This window comes from Acidobacteriota bacterium, from assembly GCA_016715115.1.
Taxonomy (GTDB): Bacteria; Acidobacteriota; Blastocatellia; order Pyrinomonadales; family Pyrinomonadaceae; genus JAFDVJ01.
Window position 1 is genome coordinate 229,154 of record JADKBM010000011.1, and the last position, 26,390, is coordinate 255,543.

Genomic DNA, 26,390 nt, shown 5'->3' on the forward strand with positions numbered 1-26,390 from the left:
TAAATTCCCTTTCGAATCCTTACCTAAAAGGACTGTATCCACCAAGTCCCATCTTCGGCCAGACGGAGCGCCCGGGCCTTCCGGGGTGGTTACGCCTAGCGACTCGACTCTCGACAGATTCCGGACTTCGACGCCAGAAACATTGGACTCCGCGAGCATCTCTCCATCGCCGTCGACTACAAAAAGTTGCGCGGATGAGAATGGTCTTGTTGCCTCTAAACGAAGGAATCTCTATAGTTCTCTTCTCTTCCGTTTCGTAGTCAGCGATATTGACAGTAGAATCCGGTGCGTCACCGGTATGGGGATTGCCATTGACAAAAACCTCTATTTTGCTCAAACGAATCTTCGGATCGCTAAGAAGCAAATTCGTAGTCGCCGTTGCGGAAGATCCCCAAGCAAGCACTGTCCCTGGGATCCGCAAAGCCCAACTGTCAACGTTTACGCACCATCCACAGAACAATGAAAAACCGCCCCAAACGATGCTGTCAATCGCGCCTCCTCCCCCCGGTCCCGAATAACTGTTTGCGCACCAGCTTCCGCATGCCCCGGCTGATGTCAGCGGAAGCAGGCCGAGCGGGTCGGTGAATTTGTGCGGGGAATTGAGAACGTAGGAATAGCGGTTGAACGACTGCGGGTCGCGGATCGTCGCGCTGGCGGTCAGGGGATCGACCGACGTGAACCGGCCGTGGGCGGTGTTGTAGTATCTTGCCTGCGCGTATTCGAGGCCCGATTCGTTGTCTTTCTGATAGCCGGTGTAATCCTGCCGCAGTTCGTCCGTGCTCGTGTACCCGAGGCCGCCCGCCCGCTGGGCGGTGAGCGTCTCGTCGCCGAACGCAGCGAAGTCCTGCCGCTTCGTGACCGCGCCGTTCTCGTTCGTGATCAGGCGCGGGCTTCCCAAGTGATCGGTTGTCAAATAGCTTACCTGCTGCGTCTCGGCCAGCGCCGTCGAATACTCGGCGAGAAGCCTTGATGCTCCATCATAGACGAAAACGGTCGTCTCGGTCGATGAGATCTTCTTCACGCGGCGGCCCTCGCCGTCGTAAGAATAAGTCGCGTCGGGCGTCGTTCCGTTGTTGCCGTTGACGTAAAACTCTTTCTGTCGGTTTTCCTGATCGTAGCCGAACCTTTCGCCGGCGGCGTTCTGCGTCAGATTTCCGTCGGCATCGTATGTATACCCGCTCGACGAGATGCGGTTCGTCGCGGTCGAGAATGTCGGATTGCAGATGGCCGAAGTGCAATTTGCCGGGGCCGTGGTGTTCGCGGCGTCGATCCGTCTGTTGCCGTACCGATCGAATGTGAAAGTCTGCTTCCAGGTTTCCGTGCTCGAGATCGTCTCTTTTGCCGATTCAAGCCGGTTCAGTCCGTCGTAGAAATACTGCTGGTCGGCGGTAAAGCCCGACGTGCCCCCGACCGTCGGGACCGTGATCTTCTGCTGCGCCATCGAGCCATTGTTCTTGTCCGTGTTGAGCGTTCCGCTTTCCCATTTGCCGTATCCGAATTCAAGTTTCAGAATGTCAATGTTCTCGGTCGAATCGGTCGTGCCGAGCCCGATCTTCTCGACCTGTTGGCGGTTGTTGTAGGAATAGGTTTCCCAGCGGCCGTTCCCGAGACGCAACTTGCTGATCGCGCCGTTCGTGTCGTAGCTGAATCCGAAGGCATAGGCAAAGTACCCGAAGTCCGGGTTCTTTTTGCTCTGCACCATCGATAGCTCGCCGTCCTGGTTCACGGTATTTTTGATGACGCGAAGCGACGGATAGGTTTCCTTTGGGATTGCGGATTTGGGATTTTGGATTTGCTCAACCCGTAGGAGTTACGCGTTCACGCGTGACGTCCCGATAAGTGATCGAACACATGTCGCTTCCTGCGAACGTTTTGATCACGGCCAATCCAAAATCCAAAATCCAAAATCCAAAATCCAAAATCGCGATGTCCTTCTCGAACGCCTTCAGTACCGAGTCCGACAGGAACTTGAACCTGATCTCGGATTCTTCGCTTTTGTGGTCTTTATGCAAAATGCTCATCGGATTTCGACTCCGATGAGCATTCTAGAATTGCTTACGCACTAATTGTTTTGGGGACGGCAAATTCCTTCAGATGTCGATCCTCGCGTGATGTCCTAAACCTGTGCCGCTAACTTCTTCTCCGGCTTCGACCTTTGACACCTTTCGCTTCATCTTCGAAACATTCGAGAAACTTCTTTTTCTGTGCTCGCTCGCGCGGGGCAGCGTTCCGGCCTGCTTCGCGAGCAACCTTTCGATCTTTCTCAGCCTGAAAAATCGTGAAATCCAGCGTAAAGTCCTCGCCACCAGTATCGACGGCCGAAGGTTCAGTACATCACCGCAAACAGATTCCGGGTTAGTTCCTTTAGCGACCTGAACCGGAGTCAATCAGGTCATCAACTTCAGCGGCCGCTTCCGGTAATCCAGCTGATCTCAGAAGCCCTGCACAGTCGCGCAACTGCTCGTTCACCGTTTTGATATCATTACCCGGTCGGCCAATGTATAGTTTGAGTTCTTTGGACGCTGCCACGGCTTTTTCAGGATGCCGCATCGCGTAGGCGTACAGGAACAACAGATGACCGTATGCATTGTCCATCCAAGAGCATCTGCTATTGTTACGACAGATCTCAATCGCTTCCAGATACTCCTTTTCAGCGAGATCGAAGCGTTTCGTCACCAAATAGATCTCTCCGAGACTAAGATGCTCTGGGATCATGCCATCTTCATAACCGGTTTCGGTCGCGATCGCCAGAGCGTTTCTTGTTTCTTGCTCGGCTGTCGCGTAATCTCCGGCAAGAATGGCCCGGTCAGCATTTTCGCGATGCTGGCGGATTCGTTCGATATCGAACGAGTCAGGCCCTGCGGCGCAAGCTCCAACAGCAAGCGTAAGCAATGTAAGAATCAAGATTCTCAATAACCAAATTGGGTGGCTTCGGTCTCGCATATCTTTTTATCCTCGTCAGTGACTGTTTCGGCTTCGGCTCTACTCTGCAAATAGTCCGAACGGCCGGTTGTTCCTTCCCTTAATGCCCGTAGCAACAGCATATTCCCCGATCCGATTGGTCCAAGCGCCAGTGGGTTGGTCATCCCCAGAAACGCGCTGACCGCCGCGGCGTTTTTGTTCCTCTGGTACTTTTCAGGCGTAAAGTCCCGAATATGGCCTGTAATATTGTATGTATTCATACTCCACATTAGATCGATTTCCATATTGTTCTGTCGATTTGTGTCAAGATTTTTGACTCTCGCATCGACACGCTTTTTGAGGCACTCGTCGACGAAATTCTCCCGCGGGGTCTTTACCAGTGGCCGCCGGTTAAGCGTTATTGGATTTGGAAGGGAATTCTGGAGCGAATTCCCGTAATCAATATAGCTGTCGCCAGCGTTGATTGTAACTGTGCCAACCACTTTCTCCCACTTACAAACGAGCCAATAGCCCCCAGGCTCATAGTGCTCTCCATCATTCGGTCCTCCGTTGTAAACATAGTGCCACCAACTACATACGTAGGCCATCTTTAACCCAGTAGGATCAACGAAGTCCGTTGGATGGCTTTCTACATAAGAATACCGGTTCCAGCTTTGCGGGTTGCCGACCGATGACGAGCCGTTGTAGGGATCCGGCGATGTCCATCTTCCGGCACTTGGCGCCGCCCTCGTCTTGCGGGACGGTCCCGCCGTATTCGGCGACGAGTTTCCCGAAAGCGTCACGAATTGCCAAACATCATTGGCCTTCTCGGCCACCCTGTTCCCGAGCGCGTCGTAAACCGAAACCGTAGTCGGCGAATTTCATCGCTTCCAAAACTCGATCCCGCTAACCACGTCTGCTTGGTAAATCTCCATTTCCGGATGATCCCGGACCAGTTCCAGGAACTTCACTATCACCTGCCGCTGCTCTTCGGTGAACAGTTTCTTCCTTTCCGTCGCCCGTCCTTTATCTGCGGATCATCCAATTCCAGGGACAAGGCGTAAATCGAAAACTCAACCGCTCCTTCAAACGGCTCAAAATGATTCAGCGAGTACACCAGGTATGCCGGTAGATAGTAATGAAATCCGACCGGAGTAAACAGGGACATACTCGCGAAGTAAGCATCAATCAGGTCCGGATCCGCCGACCACCAGGCAACGCCGGCAAAATCATTGCGGATTGCGATGCATTCGTCACTTGGATGGTTCGTCGGTTCTATCGGCTCCGATTTTGGAAAAACCCGATCAATCCGCTCAAGCAAAGCGGATATTTTGTTCGCCAACGAATCTCGATTCTCTACATCAGGCATCTGGAAATCCTCCACCTCCACCACCGGGGACCGCCTCAAGTGCTTTCTTTATTACTCAGGACTGCACAAAATGCAGATTATCGGCGTAGGCCGCACATCACCTCAGTAACCCGTCGGCAAATGCATTCCATTCGGCAAAGTTCCGGAACTTCCCAAATTCCTCCGCTTCAGAAGTTAATTGGCGGGACTTCCGAAGCAAGATCCGCTCGCTCGCTGCCGTATACTTCGGGCATTCTTCTTCGATTGGTGAAAAGGTGCCTTCGAGCTTCGAATTCGAGAGCTTTCCTTCGAATCTGACTTCCGGACACAACCCCCTTCTAATGACGGTCGTAAAGCGCAAACTCTCCGTCTTCGGATTGAATTCTGCGTTCTCCAGACGAGCAACCGGGCCGTCGCCGATCGCCCGTGGCGTACCATCTCCGAACATAAGTCCGAAGTATTTGTCGCCCTGCCTCCAGATCTCAATGGTGTACCCCCACTGATGTTCTCGATTTTGTTGAACATTTGTGTAGACGCCGACAATTGTTAATGGCGGCTCGGACACCCGCTCCGTTGGCGTCGGCGTCGGTGAAATGGCGGGGGCAAAGTTCTCTGTCGACACTAAGGTCGTGTTCGAACAGCTGACAAGCCAAACTAGTAATCCAAAACAAATCGCAACTCGCATTCTTAGCCTCCATTGGACCGGTACCACTATTTCAAGAAAAAGTGAGTTTCCTCGCCCCTGATCCCAATCAATCTTCCCAATCCGCAGTCTTTTGCCCACGCTGAGATCTGACCCTGCGACGCTCCTTGAATGCTCATGTCAAACCCGGTTCCGCTCGAATGATGGCTGTTCGTTTGGGCGACTATTCCACCAAGGCTATGATTTCTCTTTTGTGCGTCGAGAGTCTGGCGCAGGGAATCGCACTCTTTCCCGTAACGCTTCCGGTTTATGAGTTGTTTTCGTTTCGAATAGATCTCATACAGGTGATCCTGATAAGGCTGCGGTCGGTACGCCGACTCAACCTTGAATGCTCTTGCAGTATTGGTCCCTTGCGTACGCGGGTCGCCGGGAGGCGTGAATCTCAGTTCAGGAACGACCTTTTCTTGCAAACATCTCATTGCGTTTCTTGTTTCCGTCGTTAGTCCGGAAATGTTGACTCTCTTACTTATGTCTGTATCCATCGCATTCGCTTCAGGATCTTTTATAGTGCTCAATGGCGCAACACCGCATTTCTTGGGTTGGTTCTCTCCACCACCGCCCCCTCCTTCACCGATATGGCCGCCATTGCGAACTGGAGAAACTCCAAAGAAAATCCACCACCACGATGAGATCGTATATCCCCAGGTATGGGTCTCAACTCTAATTGGTGGCCCGGGTTCATCTGGGATATCTTCTAATCCACTCGGGTCGACGTAATTCGTCGGCTGGCTTTCGACATACGATTATCGGTTCCAGCTTTGCGGGTTGCCGACCGAGGCCGAGCCGTTGTATGGGTCGGGCGATGTCCAGCGTCCGGCGCGGTTTTCGTTTTTGCGGAACCAGGTGTGGTTGAGATCGGTCGCCGGGTCGTTCTCGATCCAGATCTTTGCAGTCGCTGATTCATATGCGCGCACTCAAAATCCAGCATCCAAAACGATTTAGTCAGCCGGCGGATCTCGTCGCAGTATGATTCCCAGCCCCATCACCAAGAGGGAGATGCCCTGCACCACCAAAAGCAACCTGAGCAACAACATCAAAAGACTTCGGAGGCCGATCGTGAATTCGTCAAATGTCAGAATAGTGAACGCGATTATGGAAAACGACGCGACAAAAATTCTCAACGGCTTGCCCTTCAACCATTCTGGTAGTTTGTCCTCCGATATTAGGTACCGATCGTTCACGTGTCCAATCGCTTCGAGAATAGGGCCTAATTTCATAACGTTGTTAGAGAGTATTGAATTCCAAATATGTCGAATCACAGAGCTCGACTCAAGGTCCGCCTCCTTTAGTCAACGTACTTCCCAAGTCTTCGTCGGCGACTTTCAGGGCGCGGACCGATCCCTTCCAGTCCTGCAGATTGAACTTGACCCCGCCCGCGTCCTGCTGATCGAGCCCGTCGATCAACATCCCAACATTTTCGCGACCCGTATCCGCAATGCGATCTTGTCGAACGAGTCTCTTGCTTTTGATCTGATGTCACCTCGCTTTCGACGCGCCCCAAAAAAGCAGGGATAAAAACAAAAGGACTGAGCCTCGTCCAAAATACGACCAAGGATCTGTCGTTTGCATCAAAATCAGCGCAGCGAACTGCACTATTGAGCCAACAAGTGCCCCAACTGAGCACATCCGAAGCAATTTCTCTCCAAAACTAGCTCCGCTCGTTGTTGATTGCGGTTTGATTTTACTGTCACCGGTTTCCATTTCTCTCTCCATCGTCCGTAAGCGGGGCCCTCACACCGTTTCGTGGCACGCTGTCCAAAGCGAATCGCGGCAGAGAGGTTGGCCGAATCCAGCTTCCTTCACGCCGTTACGTTCGGTTATTTGATTTCCTTCCCAAAACCGATGCCTCTGAGTTCCTTCTCTAGATTAACCAAGACGTCGAAGCGCGTGGAGATCAGGGTAATCACATATTCTCACTTTCTCAACAGGACAAAATGATCCGGAAATTTCGATCGGTATGCAAGGACTTTGTCCCAAGCCCGTTCGGTTTTCAACTGAACACGGGTGAATTCAGGTCTTGTCCCCAAATACAGCAGATCGTCCGCATCCTTCTTGATTCTCGTTCGGCTTACTTTAGAACTGGAATATCGCTCTATGGAAACATATAGATCGATATTGTCGACAAGCTTGAACTCAAATCTACAATCGGACGAGAATCTATCATTGCGATCCGTCTTTTCAATGTTAAACGCTTGACGGGTCAAATTTTCAATGTCATCGCACAGACTTTCCTGAATTGTTAGTATTCAACGATCGCGGAGTGCCAAAATCATAAATCGGTTGGGCTATTTGCACGCGAACCACTCCTCGTTGAATTCGCGACTTAGTATCTCAATAATTTGCTTAACGTTTCGCCCCTCGGCTACGTCGGAGTAGCACGGTGCATTGTAGCTGTACGTTCGTTGTTGGTCGCCGTTGAGAATGTCAACAATAACCAATTCTGAATCTTCGAATGGCTCTACAACACCGACTTCAGAATCGTCCGGAAGGATGAGTATTTGCCGCTCGATCAATTTACTCCATAGCGCGTCAAAACCTGAAGCCGGCGAGGGTAAAACCACCACGGAAGGTCTTGAATTCTTGGGCGAAATCGGAATGGTTATCAGCGATGCCTTCCATCCAACCGGGCTCTTGACGATAACGATTCCTTTTGTCCCACGCATTCCCCAGCCCTTCCAAATTCGGACCTCGAGCTCGCCTTCCGGGAGTGAATGGGAGCGCAAGGGTTTGATGCCAGATCGTCCCAACGTCTCGTCCAAATCTCGCATTAACTCCTTATGTCCTTCGACCTTTTCAGACATCTGAACGGTTTTCGGGCCAGGTCTTTCTTTCGTTTCGATATTCGCCGTCTCGGTTGGTGCGCACGCAATGCAAGAAAGGACAAATAACGAGGCACCAGCGTTGGACAAAATGTATAACAAGCGAACCGCTTGGTCTTTCAAAAGCATATGACTCCTTCACAAATAACGAATCGATCAATCAGCCGAATCGCTCCTTCTCAGGATTGCTCCAACAACCAGCACTGATTTTGCTGTAATTCCCCTTCACCGGTCCGTTTTTGTTGTAGATCAACACGTCCGTATCTTTCGGGCCAAATTTGAGAATTCCAAATGGCGGACCGTCGCTGTTGTTCATTACTCCATAATCACCTGAGAGTGCGCTGCCCGGAACCCCACTTGGTGAGCCGGTCCCGCTGGGATGTGTATGAATTGTCGCTATTATCCCAAATGTCGAATACTGTTTACGACGGTCCCTCAAATAGCCTAGCGTATTTGGCATACCGTCTGCCGTACCCTCGCGCTGATCGGTCAGCTCAAGTTGCCCGTTGGTCTGAACAGTAAGAATCCCGCCGTTTTCTTTGCCGCTGTTCTTCGTCTTCTCCCAAATCTCCTTGAGCGTATTTCTTAAGAAATTGAGCACATCTTGGAGCGTCCAGCAATGAAAATCGTCAACGCCATTCGGGCTTTCTCCACCACCTTCAACAATTGATGGTCCTGTATTCGGGCCACGCGGCGTTATGGTATATGAAACGCTGGCACACAAATAGTAATCAACAACCCAGTTTTGTTGTCCATCGCTCCAGCGGTAGACCGGCACACACCCGCGTGGAACCTGTTCAACTAACCCACTCGGATCAACAAAGTTCGTCGGCTGATTCTCGACATATGAATACCGGTTCCAGCTTTGCGGATTGCCGACCGAGGCCGAGCCGTTGTACGGGTCGGGCGATGTCCATCTTCCGGCGCGGTTTTCGTTTTTGCGGAACCAGGTGTGATTGAGCCCCGTCGAGTCCTTTTCGGTCAGGCCGTAGCCTTGCCGGTTCGCTTGCGGCGCGCCGAAGCCCTGGGCCGTCGTTCTCAGGCCGACACCGGATGCGATGTCCTCGCCGAACGCTTGATGGTCCGTTCTCGATTTGACGAAACCGCCGGCATTGACTCCCGCGCGGACCGAGCCTTGCCAGTCCTGCAGATAGAACTTGACGCCGCCTTCGTCCTGCTGGGGAGTTCCGCCGTATTCGGCGACAAGTTTCCCAATTTCATATTCAGAGTGACCAACGTCGCAGTTTGGATTGCGTCAAGTTCGCTTGATCCATCGAAGAAAAGAGCTACAAAGGAACCCAAGAGCCAAAGTAAGTGCAACGACGCCTGAAAGGTTGTCGATCAACCGATTGACCCAGTGCTCATCCGTTCCCCAAAAGTCGAACATGACCAACCAAATTAACACCGCCAGGAAAATGATAGTTGCCGCCAATAAACCGTCGAGAACTAAATCAATCTTGAATTTCATAAAACCTCGGGTCAACACGCAGCCTGCCTCAGAATCTCATGCATTGCCTTTTCGAACGCGTTCAGTGGACGATCTGCAACATAGGCTTTTGATTGCCTTACGGGCGGAATGTACATCACGCGTTGAGCGGAGAGGTGATTTTCCAGAACCGGTTAGGCGGATACAGGCTGTCGCACTTGCGAAGCGCTGCTCTTTTTTGGTCAAAGAATCGTTCACGCTTTGCCGCGTTCGGATTAAGCGTCCTAGCAAGGCCAGTTGCGATTTTATAGGCTTTCCACGCCTGATCGCGCGACAATTGAATATCCGTTGCTTGGGTAGCAAGAGTGAATCCACCAGCAACGACCGCACCGACGGCCGCCCCCCAAACGTTTTTTGTAAAAAGGGCGCCAGCCATAAATCCACCGGCCGCGGCGAGCACGGCATAATACAATGTATTGCTCGCTTTGATGGTTGCTCCGTCCAAAGCGAGTTTGTGCGTGGCTTCGACCGCATTCATCTGAGCCGTAAATCGATGGATTTCTTCCGACGAAGCGCTAGGTGGTTTGGAATAATCCGCTTCCACTTTCTTGTAACACTCATCACGGTCATCTTTGGGTCCTGCCGCGCCGCCGATTCCTCCGCCGATCCCTCCGCCAGTATCGATCGTTCCAACTCCCGGATTTCCGCCACCGAAGACGAAGCAGACTGTCTCGGTAGTAGTGTATACATGTCCGGGTTGGTTGGGGTACCCCCCAGTGGTCACAATGTCGTAACAGACATAAAAACCGCCAATCGCATTCAACCCGCTCGGGTCGACGAAATTCGTCGGCTGATTCTCAACGTACGAATAACGGTTCCAGCTTTGCGGGTTGCTGACCGAGGCCGAGCCGTTGTACGGGTCGGGCGATGTCCAGCGTCCGGCGCGGTTTTCGTTTTTGCGGAACCACGTGTGGTTGAGATCGGTCGCTGGGTCGTTCTCGGTCAGGCCGTATCCCTGCCGTATTGCCGGGGCACCGAAGCCCTTGGGTTTCGGCGATAAATAGACCTCGTATCCTGTCTTGTCACCGAATGCTTGATGAACTGACGTATCCGCTGGCGGGACACAACGGTGTCGCGCGAATCAAAACGCGGACTAACCGACTCAATTCTAACTGCCGACCAACCGCCCGTGCTTAACCCAATTTTAACTGCCCGCAACCGAGCTTCGTATCTCTTCTAACGTCGACGAAATGATCTGGTTTGCGCCCGCGACGAATACCCGACCGTTGGTTGTTACGCCGATTGTCTGAAACTCCACTATTCTCGGTTCCTGGAAAACAACCTTCCACGTGCGTCCGGAGTCAGGTGAATAGAGGACCGCAGCGGCCACTTTGTCATCATACGCATACTCAATCCCCTTGATCCGCAAACGGACCGTACCACAAGCAAGAATCTCGTTTGGGGAAACAAATAGAGCATCCAAAGCATTGAACCCGGAGCGCGCGATCCAGGACCATTTGCCAGGCGCCTCACGAAACATAAAGTACGTGGCCCGACCGTATGGGGTTCCCGCGGCCAAGGAGATTCGCCCGTCGCCCGAATTCAGGAATCTCGGCCCGAGGTGTCCTGTCTTTATCGAGTCGATCGCAACCCAGGTCTTACCGTCGTCGTTGGTTTCGAGAAACCGGTTCCGTGTAGTTTTCAACACAAGTCGATCGTTGAATACCAGCAAATCCGATGCACTGTCACCGCTGCTTTCGTCATTCAGCCGATTCGCACCGGCAGCCCTGTTCGCCCATGTTGCGCCAGTATCAGTCGTTTTCAAAAGCACAATCTCTGAGAAAACACTGTTCTTTTGTTGAATCACGTGAAGACCGAACGCCCAGGTTGATCCATCGAACGACCGCAAACCGGAGAACCCGACGTCGCCCGAGTATGTTGTCGCCCAAGATTCTCCGCCGTCCTCGGTTCTGAGGATCGCCGATTCGTCACCGGCGCCTGGTTTGGACTTAATGTTAAGGGCAATCAGCCCGATATTGGGATTGGTGAATGAAATACCCGCAGGAAAGCCACGGACCGGAAGCGACAGAGTCCTCCAAGTGACACCGCCGTCATCGGTCCGAAGCAGTTTTCCGGACTTGTTGATGACCCAGCCCCGCTCATCGTTTGCGAAGGCGATCTTGATGAGGTTGTCAGTCGACAACTTGGTCCCCTTCCAGATATCTGGCAACGAGCCCGGAGGCGCTGGAAAGACATCAGCCGCATCCTGATCATCCAAGGGCGGGATTGTTGGGCTCGCGATGACTACCGGAGTCGGCGAGACGATCGGTCGATCGGCATTCTGCTTCAGCCCGGACCGGTAACCGCCCGTGCATGAAAATGCAAAGGCCACGAAACACAGCAAAACGCAACGGATACTATCGATGAAGCTTGCCATTATTTTCGCCCCCCCCCAAAGACGCAGTCTTCAAACGCGGCCCCCGCGTCAGTGTCGGCCAACTCAGGATTATAAAGTCTCTCGCCCAAAAGAAGATAGATGGAATTCCCCAGTTCATGTATCTGGGTTGTCAATATCGCACGTTTGTTCGCAAGTTGATTTCCAGTGTAGTTGGTTGATGGCCCCACCCTTTGATTTACCTTTCTTCCGCTTCGAAGCGTCGCTACCAAATCGCCTTCTTCAAACGTGATTCCCATATCGGCCGATGTGCGTCCTAATTCTTCGAGTTCCGGCCCACTGAACGAGTTGACGTCGTTGGTGATTGAATAGTTGGCAAGCCCAACTCCGACTCCGCGAATTGTTCCGCTTCCTGAAATTCTAGCGTAGCCATTCGTTCCCTTTGACGAAGCACTGAAAGCATCAATTGTCACTCCCAGTTTTTTCGCGCACCGCGTCACTGCCTCTTCGACAGTCTCGCCCGGAGGCGGAGGAACCTCCGCCGGTCCAGCGGAATCGCCGCTATCATCGTAAATCGTCTGGCAATTCCCAATTCGCTCGTGGTAATTTCCATCGGCGCCGAACCACCAGTATCGGGTACATTGCTGGATTCTCAGCAGCCCGCTCGGATCAACAAAGTTCGTCGGCTGGCTTTCGACATACGAGTACCGGTTCCAGCTTTGCGGATTGCCGACCGAGGCCGAGCCGTTGTATGGATCTGGCGATGTCCAGCGTCCGGCGCGGTTTTCGTTTTTGCGGAACCACGTATGGTTGAGCCCCGTCGAATCCTTCTCGGTCAAACCGTAGCCTTGCCGGTTCGAGGCCGGGGCGCCGAAGCCCTGGGCCGTCGTTCTCAATCCAATTCCAGATCCGATCTCCTCGCCGAACGCCTGATGATCGGTTCTCGATTTGACGAAACCGGCCGCATTGACACTCGCCCGGACCGATCCTTGCCAGTCCTGCAGATAAAACTTGACGCCGCCTTCGTCCCCGGGAACCGTACCGCCGTATTCTGCGACGAGTTTCCCGAACGCGTCATAGATCACGAATTGCCAAACATCATTGACCTTCTCGGCGACCCTGTTCCCGAGCGCGTCGTAAACCGAAACCGCGTCGGGCTTGTTTGCCTCGGACACCCGGACAGTCCGTCCGTTGGCATCGTAGCCGAACCCGAGATTGCGGAACTTGCCGTCCGCGACGACCTGTCCGGCATCATTATAAGTCGTTCCGGAGGCGGTTGTGAAGCGATTGTTCGTTCAGGGATGTGACGTGGATCATCGCCATGCTTGGACTCCGATTCTCCGTCATTCCGACCCGGAACGAGTCGCGGCAGCGACGGCAGATGCTAGCCGTGCGGCGTAAGCCCACGGTGATGATCGCAATGGATTGCCGAGCCGCGGCAGCGGCGCCAAAATCGATCGCGAAGTGTTTGAATGATTCCCCGAAGCCAATTGCCTGCGATTGGCTGCCGCGTTAACGAATCTGAACAAATTACCCGAAAATTGCTCTACTGCTGGAAAGTTCTGTCGCCGCTCTGCGGCTCAGTGATATGTTGCCGGCTCCCCGTGGGCTCACGTCCGGCTAACATCGCAACTTAGGATTCAAGATTCGAAGACCCCTCGCGAGCATTGCGACGAATGCGAAGATCCCGATCGTTTCGCCGAACGCCTGATGATCGGTTCGGAACATAACTGCCGACCTCGTTTCTTGTCGCCGTCAGCGACGAAACAACATAGCCCGGGGCGCGAGAGCGAATCGTATTTGAACAGGCGTTCCTGCGTCGTCTCCAGAAGATTCCCGTTCCGTGCGGTTGCGACCGGGTCGTAGGCGCTGACCGTCGCGAATAAAAAGTCTTTCATCTTTTCCGAAAATCGTGTAAATTCTGGTTGTTCATAGCTGACAAAATGGATTTCCGATCAAGAATCTCCCAATTCGTTCTTGAACTGACCGTCTTCGTTTGCGGCGCGTTGGTGATGATCTACGAGATCAACGGTTCGCGGATCCTGGCACCGCACATCGGGACGTCGACCTATGTTTGGACAAGCCTGATCGGCGTCATTCTCGGAGCGTTGAGCCTCGGCTACTGGTACGGCGGGAAACTCGCCGACCGCCGGCCCGAATTGAGAATACTCGCATCTGTTCTGTTTCTGGCGGCCGGACTCGTTTCTTTGACGATTCTCGTTAAAGACCTCGCGCTGGCGTTCATCGTGAAGGCGCCGCTGATCCTCGAAATCAAATCGCTGCTCGCGGCCTTGTTCCTGTTCGCGCCGGCGAGCGTTTTGCTCGGATTCGTGACGCCTTTCGCCGTCAAACTCCGAACCCTGTCGCTCGACGAAACCGGCTCGACCGTCGGCAGGCTCTACGCGCTCTCGACCGTCGGCAGCATCTTCGGAACATTCGCGGCGGGTTTTGTCTTGATCCCATTCGTCGGCAGCACGCGCACGCTTTACCTGATCGCCGCTTCGCTTTTCGGAGTCGCGTTGATGCTGTCGCCTTTCGCGGTTTCCAAACTCAAAGTCATCAGCTTGACGGTTTTCCTTTGCGGTATTCTAACGGGCGAAGCTTTCAGCCTGTATCTGTTTTCCAAGTACGAGCTTGTCGACGCCGACACGCAATACAACCGCGTCCAGATCTTCCGCGCGACGGACGAGGCAACCGGTCGGCAGATCCGGGCGATGGCAATCGATCCGGCCACGCTCCAGTCAAAGATGTTCCTGGACGGCGACGAACTGGCGACCGAGTATCTCAAGTACTATCACCTCGTACGGCATTTCAAGCCGGATTTCGAAGAGGTGCTGATGATCGGCGGCGCCGGTTATTCTTATCCGAAAGACTTCCTGAGAATCTATCCGGGAAAACGGATCGACACCGTTGAGATCGACCCGAAAATGACGGCGCTTGCCCGGAAACACTTCAATTTGCGCGACGATCCGCGGCTCAAGATCATTCACGAGGACGGCCGTATGTTTCTCAACCGCGCTCCCGACGGCGCATACGATGCGGTTTTTCTCGACGCGTTCTCGGCGCTGTTCAGCATTCCGTTTCATCTTACGACGCGCGAGGCGGCGGTCGAGGTGCGACGTGTTTTGAAACCCGACGGTGTCGTGATCTTCAATATCGGCGGCGCCTTGACCGGCGACGGGAGCAGGTTTTTCCGGGCCGAACTCGCGACCTATCGCGAGGTGTTTCCGGACGTCGAGGTGTTCAAGGTCCGGCCGGAACGCGGTGACGGGACGGTGCAGAATCTGATCATCGTTGCCCGGGCTTCGACCGGGCCGTTGAACGAGAGCGCCGATCCCGAGATCGCACGTTTAATGGCGAACCGGCGGACGGTTGATGTCGAACCGGGAACACCGATACTGACCGACGATCTGGCGCCGGTCGAGTACTACAATTCGAATCATTGAGTTTTTTTTCGCGTGCGATGAAAGGAATCGGCCGCAAATGTCATTAATAGGAGTGTAAAGATATGCGAATTTTTGCTTCGATGCCGCGGCTTGAAAGCCTCAAAGGCGGCAACAAGGAACTTTATGTGATCTCGATCGCGACGGATCTGCGCGGCGTCGACGAAGATTTCGACCGGACCGTTTCGGCGAACAACCAGCCGATCGACCGTCTGGTTCCGCCGAACGCCGATATGTCACTGCTCAAGTATTACGTGATGGCGATCTCGAATGTCTATGAAAAGATCCGGCCCGGCAATCCGGTATCGATGATCGGCGACGGGATCATCCTTTATCCGGAACTCGATCCGAAGGGGCTGCTCGGACTCGACATTTTCGTCGTCGAGAGCGACGCCGGCCATCGGAGCGCCGGGAAACTGATCGAGGGATTGCTTGGCGACAAGTCAATCAAGAACGGGGTCGACAGCCTGATCGCCGCCGGCACCGCCCTGACCGCGCCGCTCGTCGGCGAAGTCGCCAACGCCGTCGTCAGCGCGATCCCGGCGATACTGAAGAACAACCACGACGACCTGTTGCTCTCGATCGCCTACTCCGGCCGCGCCAGCCGCAATTACGGTCTGAAACCGGGTTTTCAGACATTCACAAGAGCAAACAGCCTGATCGAATGCGACATCGCGTTCGATTTGGTGGAGGAGTAGATTTGAATCATGTCGGCTGATTACGATTACATGTTCGGTTCGCAGGATCCACAAAAGAGCAATGCCGAAGATCTTAACCGTCTCGCGAGATTTATGGTGGGCGGGAAGAATTTTCCGATACCGGTGGTTTATGAAAAAAGTGTCACCGAGAAGAACTTGACGGTCGAAGTGCCAACCGATTCCGTGCCTGATCTAAAGCCCGGTCTGCCAGCTGGTTATACATACTTCGGCCAATTCATTGATCACGACATTTCATTCGATTCGCGGAGCGACCGCGAGGTCCAATCCGACCTTCCTTTTGACCTGACCAAGGTTCGGTCGACCAATCAGCATTCGCCGACATTCGATCTGGAGACGATATATGGTCCAAACCCCTTGAACGAAGCAGGCGAGATTTCGGATAAAATGTCGAATCTTGTTTCGACAAGCTGTCATCCGTTTCTTAAGGTCGGGCGAACAAGGGAATCGACGACCGACAAACGGGAATTACCGTTTGATTTGTTCCGGAATCCCGGCGATCCGACGGCGGTGATCGCCGACTCCAGAAGCGATGGAAATCTTTTACTTGCGCAGATGCATCTCTTGTTTCTCAAACTCCACAATGCCGTCGTCGTCAAATTGAGTTCACACTGCAAATCACGTGACGATTTGTTTGCACGTTCACGAGTCGTTGCAATCAGGTGCTATCAGCACTTGATACTACACGATTTTCTTCGTGCGTTGGTCGACCTTCGAATACTGGAACAAATCAAGAAAAGCGGCAACTGCATTTTCAAGCCGAAAGACCTCGAATCGGCCTTTGTGCCGTATGAGTTTACATCGGCAGCTTTTCGGTTTGGTCATTCCATGATCCGGAATTCTTACCAATTGAATCGAATTCAGAACGCGCCGATCGGCAGGATTCAGGGGCAGACCGGCAAGGCGCGATTTGGCGGCACGTCAGCGCAAAGACTCGCGATAGAATGGGCTGTCGATTGGAGATTGTTCTTTTACGACGAAAACAAAAAAAGCCGCAATCTGGCGAATCGGATCGATACGCGATTGGCAAACGGGCTTTCACCCTTGGTTCCGGGACATAAGTTCACTGACCCTCGCAACTTCTCGCTTGCAGCGCTTGATCTTTTTAGGGGATTCGAAAAGCGGCTTGCGTCCGGACAGGATTTGGCCGAAGAGGCGAGAGGTTATTATTCCGAAGTCAAAATCCTGAGTCCAGCAGCAATTCAATCGGTGTTCACAAGTGATCGAATTGATATCGATCCATCCTCGTTTTCCACTCTCAATGATGTGTTCAGCACAAACACACCCTTATGGTTTTATTTGCTGGCAGAAGCGGAGAATCGACCGGTTGATGAGACTGAAGGTTACGCGAGGCTCGGCCCGCTGTGCAGTGTAATCGTTTGCGAAACGATCATCGGGCTGCTTTGCCTTTCACCGTTCTCGATCTTGGCGACACCTTTCGGAGAGTCCGATGATGATCGGCTGGTGTTCGGTTCCGGAGTAGCGGCTGCCCGGTTTGGTTTCGGCGATGTCCTGAGGTTGGTTCAATCTGCCAACGAAGAATTTCAAAAGTATCTCTATCCGGAGATCAAATTGCCGTTTGATGATTTGTATCCGGAAAGCGATCAATCAAAATAAGGAGAAAATCATGTCGATTATTAAGAAGGTAGAAGAGAAACGTACCGAACTGATGGCCAGCCCGACGCAGGCCGAGGCGTTCGGCAAGCTTTGTGCCAAGGCCCTCCGCGGCGGACTGGGATCGGACGAGTGGAAAACAGTTGCAAACGAGTATGTTGAGAATCAGGCGGATCTCGACAAATTGATGTTCGTAGATCCTGTTTTTTGCGCCGAAGAATGGGCCGAAGTGGCCGTTGGGTATGTTATAGGTGGCGGCGTTTGTACGATTCCCTCGGCGCGCGACGGCGGCACGCGAAGGACAATGAACGACGAAATCGAACGAATTCTGGGTTAATGCCTGAAGTATCTTTGCAAGCCAACGGACGTTCGCTCGAACACAAGTCCGAATCAGAATGGTCGGAGCTAATCGGACGGTTTTGTCCGATTGCTCCGACTGGTTCGATTTGGCGGTTGAATCGGCTTGCGTATCCGGAAGATCCCGATCAGGGTTGGAAAATACACGTTTCCGCGACGATTCTTGAAGCGTGCGAGGTCTTCAAATCCGTCGTCGACTTCTTGAGTTCGAAAGATCTCCAGTTCAAAGTGCCGAAATCGCTGAGGGAACTCGCGTTGATCAATTCCGGGCTTGGTGCGGGATATAGTCAAGTTGGCAAATTCCTGACCGTTTACCCACGCAATGATTCCGATGCTGTCGACGTTGCCCACGAACTGCATGAACTGACGCTGAATTCCACATCGATTTCGGTTCCTTTTGACCGGCAGTATTGTGCCGGCAGCAACGTTCATATGCGATATGGAGCATTCGCAATGCTGGAGGTTTTGTCGAACAACGGACAAAAAATGCCCGCGATTCGAGATTCTGACGGGAATCTTGTTCCGGACGATCGATTGACCATAGCGCCCGCTTGGGTCAAAGATCCATTTCCGGTGATTCGATCCGTTTGCAACGGATCGTTTGCAGACACGCCGCTTGGAGAGCGGTACCGAGCTTTCGCTGCAATTTCGCAGCGCGGAAAGGGTGGCGTTTATCTTGCGGTTGATTTGACGGACTCGAGACCGCGAACCTGCGTTGTAAAACAAGGTCGAAAAAACGGCGAGATCGGTTGGGATGGTCAGGACGGCCTCTTCCGCGTCAAAACAGAACTCCGCGTGTTGTCCGAAATCGGCGGGAAAATCGCCGGCGTTCCGGCAATCTATGATTCGTTTGAAGTCAACGGAAGCTTCTACCTTGTGTTGGAGCATGTTCGTGGGATGAATCTCGAATCATCGCTTCTTTCACGTCGTCGCAGGATGTCGATTGGCTCGATCGTTTCGCATTCCATCGAGGTATGTGAACTGCTTCGGTCGCTCCACAATTCAGGTTGGGTTTGGGGTGACTGCAAACCGGCGAATTTGGTTCGTTCACCGGCGGGTGCTTTGCGGCCAATAGATTTTGAGGGGGCTTATCGAATCGGTGAACCTGACCCCTACCGTTGGCGAACAAAGGGTTTTTCCGACGGGCCTACCCCTGTCGGCGGGGCCGGCAATGACCTCTTTTCACTCGGCGCGACGATGTACTTTCTTCTCACTGGACGGGTCTATGACGCGCAGCTCCCTGTTGCAATCCAAAAACGGCGGAAGAGGGTTCCCAAAGCGCTCGTCAAACTAACGATGGATCTGCTCGAGAGTCGCTGCGTCACCGCCAGCGACGCGCTTGAACGTTTATTGAGCCTTGGGTTATAGCCGCGTACACCTGGCAATTTCGGCGAACGGTGAAGTTGCCCGGATCTCGGCGACAATGGGATCGGTCACCCAACCGGGCAGCGATGGGAATTTCTCGTCGCACGACCGCTTGAGTTGCCGGATCGTATTCTTGTAGTCACCCATTCCAAGATAGATCAGTGCTGACTCTTGTGACGGAACATAGACCTTTTCGAGGGCGGAGACTCGACCGAGATCTGAAATTACCGCGCGTGCTTTGTCGTTCCGGCCGAGTTTGCCGAGGGCATAGCCATAAGGAGCGCCAGCGTAGATCTTCTGCAAATCTTTACCGTTCTCGTAGATCGGGCCAATTATGGCCAGCGCTTCTTCATACCTTTGGGTCGCCAGAAGATGGAAGGTACGAAGATACGCTACCCTTTGATTGTCTGGGTTCTTTGCTTCTAACTCTGTGAGAATATCCGCCATTTTCCCGAAATCGCCCATCCGGTAATAAATCTGCGCGAGCTCAACTTCCGAAACAAAGGACACCGGGTCGCGCCGTCGAATCTCGTTTGCCTGTTCGAGAGCCTCATCGAATCTTGACTGGAAGACGAGCACGTTGATCAACCCACTCCTTGCACGAATGAAATCGGAATCAAGTTCGAGCGCCCGTCGAAAGCTCCGTTCAGCTTCTTCCCAAGTCCATTCGTATTTCAACGCAATTAACCCGAGCGAATACTGGGCGTCGGGAAGGAACGGATCAAGCTCAAGAGCTTGCGCCGCGCAGGATTTTGCATCGCGAATCAGAAAATGCGGAGATCTTGCCCGCGGAGCGCCCGGCACGCTTTTGCCGAGGTAAGCTTCCGCGAGGCCCGCCCAAGCTTTCGCGTAGTTGAGATCCAAATCCTTGGCCTTCACGAAGTTCTCAATTGCGTCGTCCAATCGGTCCCGATCCCTCAATTGAATCCGTGCGATATCATAGAATCGCTTTGCCTCGGAACTGGTCGTTTCAGGCCTTGCAACCGCCCGGCGATCCTCAGCAGGGATCGTTCTGATGATACGACCGAGAATCCGCATCGAGATATCCTCCGGGATTCCAAGTATTGAGTCGTCGTTCAAGGCATACTGACTCTCGTCAATATAGCTGCCATCAATGGAGCGGTAGATTTTTGTCGCAATTACCGAACCGTCGTTTGAAAGCGAACCGATTACAATCGCGTCAGCCGAAAGTTCGCTCGCGATCTTGGCCAAATCGAGATCGACTTCGGAATATCGACTTGTAAGAAAGCCGCTCTTGAGTGAGATGCTGTTGACTCTTGCAAGCCGGTCAATAATCGATTGGGAAACGCTTTCGGCCCGAGTCCGGCTTTCCTGCAATCCGTCTTCCGGTCGGAATGGCAGAACCGCGACAACTGGCTTCGCCGCTCGGACCGGAGAAAGGTAATACCCGATACCGAGTAACGCAACGATCAATATGAGGATCGGCACGATGAGGCCAAAACGCCACCAGGTAGTGCGAATCGATTCGGACTCGATACCGATCTGAACTTCCAGGCCTGATTCCGGTCGGACATCGCGATTCGGAGAAATGCAACGGTGCAACAGATTTCTTATGCGCTGATGGCTTGCGGTTTGGTCAGTTGGAATCTGAGGGATTCCGTTTATGATCGCCGCGATCGTCTCGGCTTGCGTGGGCCTTGAAAACGGGTTCTTGCCGGTCAGCATCTCGCAGAGGATGATGCCGAGGCTGAAGATGTCGCTGCGAAAGTCGAGTTTTTCGCCGCGGAGTTGCTCGGGCGACATATAGGACACGGTGCCGATGATCAGGCCGTTGGTCGAGAAGCGGCTGTCGTCGTCGCCGGCCGGTTCGGCAAGCGGGTTGACGACCTTTGCGAGGCCGAAATCAAGGACCTTGATCGAACCGTCCGCAGTGACCATTATGTTTCCCGGCTTGAGATCGCGATGGATAACGCCGTGGGAGTGGGCGAAGGCGACCGCGCCGATGATCTGTTTCGCCAGCGATCGGAACTCGTCGATCCCCAACTTTCGTTCTTTCAAATACTCACCGAGGGTGACGCCTTTGATGTGCTGCATCACGATGAACTGGTGTTGGCCGATATGTTCGAGCCCGTATACCGCGCAGATGTTGGGATGGTCGAGCGCGGCCGCCGCGCGGGCTTCCTTTTCGAGCCGACGTCGGGCGGTGCGGTCGTTTTCGAGGTCTTCCGAAAGGAACTTGAGCGCGACCGTTCGGTCGAGCCGTGTATCGACGGCGCGGTAGACTTCTCCCATTCCGCCAACGCCGATCCGCTCCTCGATCACGTACGCGCCGATCGTCTTGCCGGCGAGATCATTATCGAGTTTGCGTTCAAGGGTTTTCAGGCCGGCATCGAAAACCGGTTCGTTGAGGAACGCCGAATCCGATTCGAAACTGTCGATCAGGGACTCGACATCCGACAAAAGGCGCTGATTCCCGGAACATTTAGATTCGAGGAATTCGCGCCTTCGCGCCGCCGGTATTTCGAGCGCCGCGTGAAAGACAGACTCAATTTCGTTCCAGTTTTCCTTCATCGAATCCGGTTCGCGAGCCAGGCGCGTGCCATATTCCAGTCGCGGTGCACGGTCATTTCCGAGATCTTGAGCACCGCCGCGGTCTCCGGAACCGTCAACCCGCCGTAGTAGCGCAGTTCGACAACCTTTGCCTTGCGCGGATCGAATTGCTCGAGTTCCGTGAGCGCTTCCTCAAGCGCGAGTATCTCGTCCGATTTTTCGTCGGAAATGACCATCGCGTCGCCAAGCGTGACGCGGATCGCCCCGCCGCCTCGTTTCTGACGGTTTCGATTGCGCAGATAGTTGAGCAGAAACTGGCGCATCACGATCGCCGCGATGCTGAAAAAATGTGCCCGGTTCTGCCAGTCCACCTTTTTATGTTCGATCAGATGTAGATACGTTTCGTTGATCAGCGCCGCGGTTTCGATCGTGTTTCCGGGATTGACACGGCGTAGGTTCATTCGCGCGATGCGATGGAGTTCCTTTTCGACCATCGGCAACAGGAGTTCGAACGCGCCGGCGTCGCCATTGCCCCAATCGATCAGCAACTGTGTGATTTCGGTGGAAGAGTGCATTTCGTTCAAGCGAAGTCAAAAAAACTGCCGTTGCGGCGTTAGTTATCGAGACGAAACGGTGTTCGTAAAGACAACGGACAATGTTTGATTGACTTGTTGAACAGTTATAGCCCGATTTCGCGGTTCGCGCAAGAAGTATTTTGATCTAAACAGTTACAAATGAAAGCTTTTACGCCACAGATCGCGTTCGAGGAGTTGAGAATGACCGAGCGGCCTAAGAATGAAAAGAATGACAGCCGTAACCTGGCAGACAATTTGCGCGACGGCTTGGCCGTGATCCTGGCGATAGTCTTTATCGCGCTTTACGCCGCCGCGTTCGCTGGAAAACTTGATCCGCTGAAAGACAGCACGATGCTGATGCGGATCGAGCCCGTGATCTTTATCCTGATCGGTTTCATTTTCGCGCGGATCCCGCAACGTAACACCGAACGGGCGCTAAGTGCGGAGATCGCGCGGCAAACCCAACGCGCCGACGCCGCGCAGTTCGCGAAAGAAACCGCGATGATGGAACGGGAAGTCATCGAGGAAAGGCTCAAGAATGTGCGGATCGCGCTCGAGAGCGGCGAATCGAAATCGACTGCGGATAAATCGTTGATAAGAATTTTGGAGTCTTGATGGTCCTGATCCTTGATGACTTCAAGAGGACAGATTCCCTAATAAATCAGAAGTTCCCTAATCAAACCGAATACGAAAAACGTGCGATGGATTCGATGGCACGGCACGTTGAAGCAATGCTCGAATATCAACGGCGTGGAAAATGCGTTCGATTATCCGGGTTTTGTGCCGGCGTATATTCGTCCGCTTTTTTGCGAACGCAAAGGTCCGTTTCGTTGGGTAGCACTTTCGGGCGACAAGAAAGACATCTACAAAACCGACCAGGCGATGATGGCCTTATTTCCCGACAACGACCATTTGTGCAAATTGCTGACGATGGCACAAGAGCAGGTTGAGTTCCAAGGTATGCCCGCACGGATTTGCTGGCTCGGCTACGGCGACCGTGCGAAAGCAGGTTTGAAGTTGAACGAATTAGTCGGAAACGGAACGCTCAAAGCACCGATTGTGATTGGCAGAGACCATCTCGATTGCGGTTCGGACGCTTCGCCCAACCGCGAAACCGAAGCGATGAAAGACGGCTCGGACGCAATCGCGGATTGGGTTTATCTCAACGCGATGATCAACGGTTCTCGCTCCACCACGGCGGCGGAGTCGGCATCTGCTATTCGCTCCACGCCGGACAAGTAATCGTCGCCGACGGAACGCCCGAAGCGGCTCGGAGAATTGAACGGGTTTTAACCACCGACCCCGGAATGGGCGTAGTCAGGCACGTTGACGCGGGTTATGATGAGGCGATTGATTCTGCGAGTGAGAATGGTGTTAAGATTCCGATGAAAAAGTAATTAATAATGATCTGTTCATTACGATTAAATGATTCAATTAAGTCGATTGTTTTCTTTAACTTTTCGTAAGTTTACTGGTAAGAACATATCAATTTCTTTGTCTGAGAAAGTTAATTCTTCATTCACTTGTAAAGCTTTTGATGCTTCTTTATATGCTTTACTTATAGTTCTAGGGCTGCCTTTATACACTCCAGCGAGACTTTCTTGCAAAACATCTCTTTTTTGAATAACTTCATCAAGTGTCAATACATTAGCGTTCAGGTCAGTTAATAAAGATAAATAATTTTCCCTGATACCCCACAAATCCGATGCAGAATCGGAATGTTTTTGAGCAATTTCACCCAAGTCATATCCTTTCACAAATGCGTTAATTCCAAACAGGGTCGCGGATAATAATGCTGTTATAATCCCAATTATGTGATTTTCCCCAAAAACCGCGATAAGAACTCCTGTTGTTGTTAATGCAGAAAGCACAATCTGAGATATCTTAATTGAATTGTGCCTTCTTGAAATAATATCCGCACATTTTTCATGCGTCTTATGCGAATAAACCACTCGACCGAAACACTCCCTAATTTGTGCTTCAATGACTTTAATCTGGGAATCTGTGTCCATAAATTTCTCTCCACTTTTGTTTGCAAGACCATTCTTTACTTTCACTATCAAGTTTAATTGCTTCCAATGATTTATTAAATGCAATTGTTGCCTTATATCTAAAATTGTCGGGATTATAAATAACTTGACTGCTTCCAATTGCATACCAAATTGATTTAGATGTTTCTTGATTCTTTAGATACGCAAAAAAATCCCTACTCATCCAATCGTAATAGAGATAAGACTGATCTTTATTACTCCAATTCGTCAAAAACCGATAGGCTAAAGTATCAATCAATAATCCATTTATTGGAACGCTACAGAAGAATTTCCAAGCCCTTGCCATTCGGCATAGACGACGTAAATTATTATTTGTTAAGTTATCACCACTTGAAACAGCCTCAATTTCAGGAACTGGATTTGTCTTTTTCCAAGAACCACCGCTATTTGAATCCGCAAACGTATAAGAACCATCTGTATTCTTAAAAGCTGGTAAAACTTCAAATTGTGATTTGTCCGAAAAAGCAACCTGAATAATTTGACCGTCACCTCTTAATGAAGTGGTGGAATAAGTTTTAGCTATCGAATTTTTTATTGATTGCAAAAGGGCAGATTGACCATTGCCGAGATACTCGTTGTATTTGTTGTAGATGGACCAAGGCATTTCAAATAACATGTCAATATCGCTGACCCATCCGTTGGCTGTATTTCGACCATATGAACCAACGTAACGTCCGCCTGAAGTCGTATCCATATCCCAATAATCCTTGTTTAGCCTTTTACATATCGCTAGATAACGAGTAGATATTGTTGATCGTTTATTACTGCTAATTCTTAGGTCATCACAGAAAGCATTGAAGTTGGTTGAAACGCTCATAATTGATGTTCTTAATGGAAATCACCACAGGTGAAGTTGGATTTTCTTATTTCTTTCAATTCTGCGGAGTATTATACGCAAACCGCTGACAGTTTGGGGCGAACTTTGGATAATCTTGAAAGAGATATTCGCACCGTTGCAAGCGACGTTGTTGGCGTTGGCGATTCGGCGGAAGTTTATGCGTTGAGGATAATTGTTAATGGTTAATTATTAATTGTTAATGCTCCAAAATCGCAATTCATCATTAACAATTAACCATTTACAATTAACAATTAGAGAAGTCAGCTTTCGGTTTTACGAAATGATGAAATAACTTTTTTGATTATCGTTACCGCACCGACCGCAATCAGACCGGCGATAATTCCAAAGAGGGCTTCTTTAATAATCGAAGGAACCTGCGGCAGAAGATGATGGAGAAAGTCTATGTTATGAGCAAAAATTCCTCCGGCGACAAGAATCAGAGCAATTGTGCCGACGACGCTTAACAGACGGATAATCTTAGGCAACAAATTGACCAAAAATTGTCCAAATTTGGCGGAAAATCCTTTGTTTTCGGGCGAACCGATGATTTTATAGCCGATATCATCCATTCTGACAATCATGGCGACCAGTCCGTAGACGCCGACCGTCGCAATCAAAGCGACGATAGAAACAGTAAGTATTTGAGTTGTCAGCGGCTTGTCCAAAACAGTTCCCAACGCGATGATTACTATTTCAACCGACAAAATAAAATCGGTTGAGATCGCTGATTTAATCTTTGACTTTTCTTCCGCCTCGCTGTCTTCGGGATGTGGTTCTGAGACGGGATGAGAATGATCGTTGCGATGAAATATCCAATGAAGGATTTTTTCAACGCCTTCATACGCCAAATAAATTCCTCCTACCAGCAACGCGATAATGATCGCCGGCGGAAAGATCACGTTTAAGATAAATGCTAACGGAACAATGATGAGTTTGTTAATGAATGAGCCTTTAGTGATTGCCCACAAAACAGGCAGTTCACGCGAAGAAACAAAACCCGTCGCTTTTTCCGCATTGACCGCGAGATCATCACCCAATATTCCCGCTGTTTTTTTCGTGGCGATTTTGCTGGCTAAAGCAACATCGTCCATCAACATAGCAATATCATCTAAAACTGCAAAAATACCTGATGCCATATGTTTGTTAAAATCTAGGTTACGAAAATATTCCGGGATTTCCAATCCCTTCACCAAAGATAGGATTGATTTTAGATTGCAAAGGTATATAAATCACGGCGAAGTTATTAAACTCTCTCTTAAGCTATTTTCAATTAATAAACCTTTCAGAACGTCAGATACTGAACCGATAAATTGGCTGGGCGAACTTTG

Annotated in this window: 28 protein-coding genes and 1 pseudogene; 8 read left to right on the plus strand and 21 right to left on the minus strand. The window is 51.7% G+C overall.

Annotation, left to right across the window (positions count from 1 at the left end; translation table 11 throughout):
- Positions 1 to 19: 19 nt before the first annotated feature.
- The 16 genes from IPN69_09720 to IPN69_09795 form a co-directional block, all read right to left on the minus strand.
- The gene (locus IPN69_09720) at positions 20 to 1,702 is read right to left on the minus strand and encodes an RHS repeat-associated core domain-containing protein (protein MBK8810994.1); all 1,683 of its coding nucleotides are present in this window, start codon (positions 1,700 to 1,702) and stop codon (positions 20 to 22) included.
- A 94-nt stretch (positions 1,703 to 1,796) separates the two neighbouring features.
- Complete coding sequence (locus IPN69_09725; GenBank protein ID MBK8810995.1) at positions 1,797 to 2,021, minus strand: hypothetical protein; 225 nt, start codon at positions 2,019 to 2,021, stop codon at positions 1,797 to 1,799.
- A gap of 343 nt (positions 2,022 to 2,364) precedes the next feature.
- Positions 2,365 to 2,943 carry a hypothetical protein gene (locus IPN69_09730; GenBank protein ID MBK8810996.1) on the minus strand — a complete coding sequence of 193 codons (579 nt, stop codon included), beginning with the start codon at positions 2,941 to 2,943 and terminating at the stop codon, positions 2,365 to 2,367.
- Positions 2,910 to 3,737: a hypothetical protein gene (locus tag IPN69_09735; GenBank protein ID MBK8810997.1), complete on the minus strand. Its 828-nt coding sequence runs from the start codon at positions 3,735 to 3,737 to the stop codon at positions 2,910 to 2,912. The genes IPN69_09730 and IPN69_09735 overlap by 34 nt, the downstream gene beginning before the upstream one ends.
- Before the next feature lie 137 nt (positions 3,738 to 3,874).
- Positions 3,875 to 4,270 carry a hypothetical protein gene (locus IPN69_09740; protein ID MBK8810998.1) on the minus strand — a complete coding sequence of 132 codons (396 nt, stop codon included), beginning with the start codon at positions 4,268 to 4,270 and terminating at the stop codon, positions 3,875 to 3,877.
- 97 nt (positions 4,271 to 4,367) lie between these two features.
- Positions 4,368 to 4,934 carry a hypothetical protein gene (locus IPN69_09745; protein ID MBK8810999.1) on the minus strand — a complete coding sequence of 189 codons (567 nt, stop codon included), beginning with the start codon at positions 4,932 to 4,934 and terminating at the stop codon, positions 4,368 to 4,370.
- 26 nt (positions 4,935 to 4,960) lie between these two features.
- Positions 4,961 to 5,371, minus strand: a complete 411-nt coding sequence (locus tag IPN69_09750) for a hypothetical protein (GenBank protein MBK8811000.1) — start codon at positions 5,369 to 5,371, stop codon at positions 4,961 to 4,963.
- Between the two features lie 324 nt (positions 5,372 to 5,695).
- Complete coding sequence (locus tag IPN69_09755) at positions 5,696 to 5,866, minus strand: hypothetical protein (GenBank protein ID MBK8811001.1); 171 nt, start codon at positions 5,864 to 5,866, stop codon at positions 5,696 to 5,698.
- A 355-nt stretch (positions 5,867 to 6,221) separates the two neighbouring features.
- Entirely contained in the window at positions 6,222 to 6,359 is a 138-nt protein-coding gene (locus IPN69_09760; protein ID MBK8811002.1) for a hypothetical protein, read from the minus strand.
- Between the two features lie 878 nt (positions 6,360 to 7,237).
- Positions 7,238 to 7,894 carry a hypothetical protein gene (locus tag IPN69_09765; GenBank protein MBK8811003.1) on the minus strand — a complete coding sequence of 219 codons (657 nt, stop codon included), beginning with the start codon at positions 7,892 to 7,894 and terminating at the stop codon, positions 7,238 to 7,240.
- Between the two features lie 37 nt (positions 7,895 to 7,931).
- Positions 7,932 to 8,987, minus strand: a complete 1,056-nt coding sequence (locus IPN69_09770; protein ID MBK8811004.1) for a hypothetical protein — start codon at positions 8,985 to 8,987, stop codon at positions 7,932 to 7,934.
- A 39-nt stretch (positions 8,988 to 9,026) separates the two neighbouring features.
- On the minus strand, positions 9,027 to 9,239 hold the full coding sequence (locus IPN69_09775) for a hypothetical protein (protein ID MBK8811005.1): 213 nt from the start codon (positions 9,237 to 9,239) through the stop codon (positions 9,027 to 9,029).
- A 115-nt stretch (positions 9,240 to 9,354) separates the two neighbouring features.
- Positions 9,355 to 10,221, minus strand: a complete 867-nt coding sequence (locus IPN69_09780) for a hypothetical protein (protein ID MBK8811006.1) — start codon at positions 10,219 to 10,221, stop codon at positions 9,355 to 9,357.
- Positions 10,222 to 10,401: 180 nt separating this feature from the next.
- Positions 10,402 to 11,400 carry a hypothetical protein gene (locus IPN69_09785; protein ID MBK8811007.1) on the minus strand — a complete coding sequence of 333 codons (999 nt, stop codon included), beginning with the start codon at positions 11,398 to 11,400 and terminating at the stop codon, positions 10,402 to 10,404.
- Between the two features lie 233 nt (positions 11,401 to 11,633).
- Positions 11,634 to 12,767, minus strand: coding sequence for a hypothetical protein (locus IPN69_09790; protein MBK8811008.1), 1,134 nt, complete (start codon positions 12,765 to 12,767; stop codon positions 11,634 to 11,636).
- 465 nt (positions 12,768 to 13,232) lie between these two features.
- Positions 13,233 to 13,490, minus strand: a complete 258-nt coding sequence (locus IPN69_09795; GenBank protein MBK8811009.1) for a hypothetical protein — start codon at positions 13,488 to 13,490, stop codon at positions 13,233 to 13,235.
- 45 nt (positions 13,491 to 13,535) lie between these two features.
- Between IPN69_09795 and IPN69_09800 the strand changes: the two genes are divergently transcribed.
- The 5 genes from IPN69_09800 to IPN69_09820 all read left to right on the plus strand — a co-directional run bounded on the left by IPN69_09800 (position 13,536) and on the right by IPN69_09820 (position 19,090).
- Complete coding sequence (locus IPN69_09800) at positions 13,536 to 15,038, plus strand: fused MFS/spermidine synthase (GenBank protein ID MBK8811010.1); 1,503 nt, start codon at positions 13,536 to 13,538, stop codon at positions 15,036 to 15,038.
- A gap of 62 nt (positions 15,039 to 15,100) precedes the next feature.
- Positions 15,101 to 15,733 (plus strand): hypothetical protein, encoded by a 633-nt coding sequence (locus IPN69_09805; GenBank protein MBK8811011.1) that lies wholly within the window; start codon positions 15,101 to 15,103, stop codon positions 15,731 to 15,733.
- A 9-nt stretch (positions 15,734 to 15,742) separates the two neighbouring features.
- Entirely contained in the window at positions 15,743 to 17,368 is a 1,626-nt protein-coding gene (locus IPN69_09810; protein MBK8811012.1) for a hypothetical protein, read from the plus strand.
- Between the two features lie 10 nt (positions 17,369 to 17,378).
- A complete protein-coding gene (locus IPN69_09815; GenBank protein ID MBK8811013.1) occupies positions 17,379 to 17,702 on the plus strand; it encodes a hypothetical protein in 324 nt (107 codons plus the stop codon).
- Positions 17,702 to 19,090: a hypothetical protein gene (locus tag IPN69_09820; protein ID MBK8811014.1), complete on the plus strand. Its 1,389-nt coding sequence runs from the start codon at positions 17,702 to 17,704 to the stop codon at positions 19,088 to 19,090. Before IPN69_09815 ends, IPN69_09820 begins: the two co-directional genes overlap by 1 nt.
- Here IPN69_09820 and IPN69_09825 read toward each other — a convergent pair.
- Both IPN69_09825 and IPN69_09830 read right to left on the minus strand, forming a co-directional pair.
- The gene (locus tag IPN69_09825; protein ID MBK8811015.1) at positions 19,085 to 21,619 is read right to left on the minus strand and encodes a protein kinase; all 2,535 of its coding nucleotides are present in this window, start codon (positions 21,617 to 21,619) and stop codon (positions 19,085 to 19,087) included. The genes IPN69_09820 and IPN69_09825 overlap by 6 nt on opposite strands.
- Positions 21,616 to 22,173 carry a sigma-70 family RNA polymerase sigma factor gene (locus IPN69_09830; GenBank protein MBK8811016.1) on the minus strand — a complete coding sequence of 186 codons (558 nt, stop codon included), beginning with the start codon at positions 22,171 to 22,173 and terminating at the stop codon, positions 21,616 to 21,618. Before IPN69_09830 ends, IPN69_09825 begins: the two co-directional genes overlap by 4 nt.
- Before the next feature lie 159 nt (positions 22,174 to 22,332).
- Here IPN69_09830 and IPN69_09835 point away from each other — a divergent pair, with 159 nt between their 5' ends.
- Both IPN69_09835 and IPN69_09840 read left to right on the plus strand, forming a co-directional pair.
- A complete protein-coding gene (locus IPN69_09835; GenBank protein ID MBK8811017.1) occupies positions 22,333 to 22,788 on the plus strand; it encodes a hypothetical protein in 456 nt (151 codons plus the stop codon).
- Positions 22,789 to 22,833: 45 nt separating this feature from the next.
- Positions 22,834 to 23,570, plus strand: a pseudogene (locus IPN69_09840) (hypothetical protein).
- A gap of 33 nt (positions 23,571 to 23,603) precedes the next feature.
- On the opposite strand, the gene IPN69_09845 reads toward IPN69_09840, so the two are convergent.
- Positions 23,604 to 24,185 (minus strand): SLATT domain-containing protein, encoded by a 582-nt coding sequence (locus IPN69_09845; protein MBK8811018.1) that lies wholly within the window; start codon positions 24,183 to 24,185, stop codon positions 23,604 to 23,606.
- Positions 24,163 to 25,041 (minus strand): nucleotidyltransferase, encoded by an 879-nt coding sequence (locus IPN69_09850; GenBank protein ID MBK8811019.1) that lies wholly within the window; start codon positions 25,039 to 25,041, stop codon positions 24,163 to 24,165. Before IPN69_09850 ends, IPN69_09845 begins: the two co-directional genes overlap by 23 nt.
- A 36-nt stretch (positions 25,042 to 25,077) precedes the next feature.
- Here IPN69_09850 and IPN69_09855 point away from each other — a divergent pair, with 36 nt between their 5' ends.
- Entirely contained in the window at positions 25,078 to 25,248 is a 171-nt protein-coding gene (locus IPN69_09855) for a hypothetical protein (protein ID MBK8811020.1), read from the plus strand.
- Positions 25,249 to 25,322: 74 nt separating this feature from the next.
- On the opposite strand, the gene IPN69_09860 is transcribed toward IPN69_09855, so the two are convergent.
- Positions 25,323 to 26,198 carry a DUF808 domain-containing protein gene (locus IPN69_09860; protein ID MBK8811021.1) on the minus strand — a complete coding sequence of 292 codons (876 nt, stop codon included), beginning with the start codon at positions 26,196 to 26,198 and terminating at the stop codon, positions 25,323 to 25,325.
- Between the last annotated feature and the right edge of the window lie 192 nt (positions 26,199 to 26,390).

Bases quoted from the DNA above. Each gene is read 5' to 3' on its own strand.
- IPN69_09720 (MBK8810994.1), bottom strand. From the start codon at position 1,702: ATGGTGCAGAGCAAAAAGAACCCGGACTTCGGGTACTTTGCCTATGCC.
- IPN69_09725 (MBK8810995.1), bottom strand. From the start codon at position 2,021: ATGAGCATTTTGCATAAAGACCACAAAAGCGAAGAATCCGAGATCAGG.
- IPN69_09730 (MBK8810996.1), bottom strand. From the start codon at position 2,943: ATGCGAGACCGAAGCCACCCAATTTGGTTATTGAGAATCTTGATTCTT.
- IPN69_09740 (MBK8810998.1), bottom strand. From the start codon at position 4,270: ATGCCTGATGTAGAGAATCGAGATTCGTTGGCGAACAAAATATCCGCT.
- IPN69_09745 (MBK8810999.1), bottom strand. From the start codon at position 4,934: ATGCGAGTTGCGATTTGTTTTGGATTACTAGTTTGGCTTGTCAGCTGT.
- IPN69_09750 (MBK8811000.1), bottom strand. From the start codon at position 5,371: ATGAGATGTTTGCAAGAAAAGGTCGTTCCTGAACTGAGATTCACGCCT.
- IPN69_09760 (MBK8811002.1), bottom strand. From the start codon at position 6,359: ATGTTGATCGACGGGCTCGATCAGCAGGACGCGGGCGGGGTCAAGTTC.
- IPN69_09775 (MBK8811005.1), bottom strand. From the start codon at position 9,239: ATGAAATTCAAGATTGATTTAGTTCTCGACGGTTTATTGGCGGCAACT.
- IPN69_09795 (MBK8811009.1), bottom strand. From the start codon at position 13,490: ATGAAAGACTTTTTATTCGCGACGGTCAGCGCCTACGACCCGGTCGCA.
- IPN69_09800 (MBK8811010.1), top strand. From the start codon at position 13,536: ATGGATTTCCGATCAAGAATCTCCCAATTCGTTCTTGAACTGACCGTC.
- IPN69_09805 (MBK8811011.1), top strand. From the start codon at position 15,101: ATGCGAATTTTTGCTTCGATGCCGCGGCTTGAAAGCCTCAAAGGCGGC.
- IPN69_09810 (MBK8811012.1), top strand. From the start codon at position 15,743: ATGTCGGCTGATTACGATTACATGTTCGGTTCGCAGGATCCACAAAAG.
- IPN69_09815 (MBK8811013.1), top strand. From the start codon at position 17,379: ATGTCGATTATTAAGAAGGTAGAAGAGAAACGTACCGAACTGATGGCC.
- IPN69_09820 (MBK8811014.1), top strand. From the start codon at position 17,702: ATGCCTGAAGTATCTTTGCAAGCCAACGGACGTTCGCTCGAACACAAG.
- IPN69_09825 (MBK8811015.1), bottom strand. From the start codon at position 21,619: ATGAAGGAAAACTGGAACGAAATTGAGTCTGTCTTTCACGCGGCGCTC.
- IPN69_09830 (MBK8811016.1), bottom strand. From the start codon at position 22,173: ATGCACTCTTCCACCGAAATCACACAGTTGCTGATCGATTGGGGCAAT.
- IPN69_09835 (MBK8811017.1), top strand. From the start codon at position 22,333: ATGAAAGCTTTTACGCCACAGATCGCGTTCGAGGAGTTGAGAATGACC.
- IPN69_09845 (MBK8811018.1), bottom strand. From the start codon at position 24,185: ATGGACACAGATTCCCAGATTAAAGTCATTGAAGCACAAATTAGGGAG.
- IPN69_09850 (MBK8811019.1), bottom strand. From the start codon at position 25,041: ATGAGCGTTTCAACCAACTTCAATGCTTTCTGTGATGACCTAAGAATT.
- IPN69_09860 (MBK8811021.1), bottom strand. From the start codon at position 26,198: ATGGCATCAGGTATTTTTGCAGTTTTAGATGATATTGCTATGTTGATG.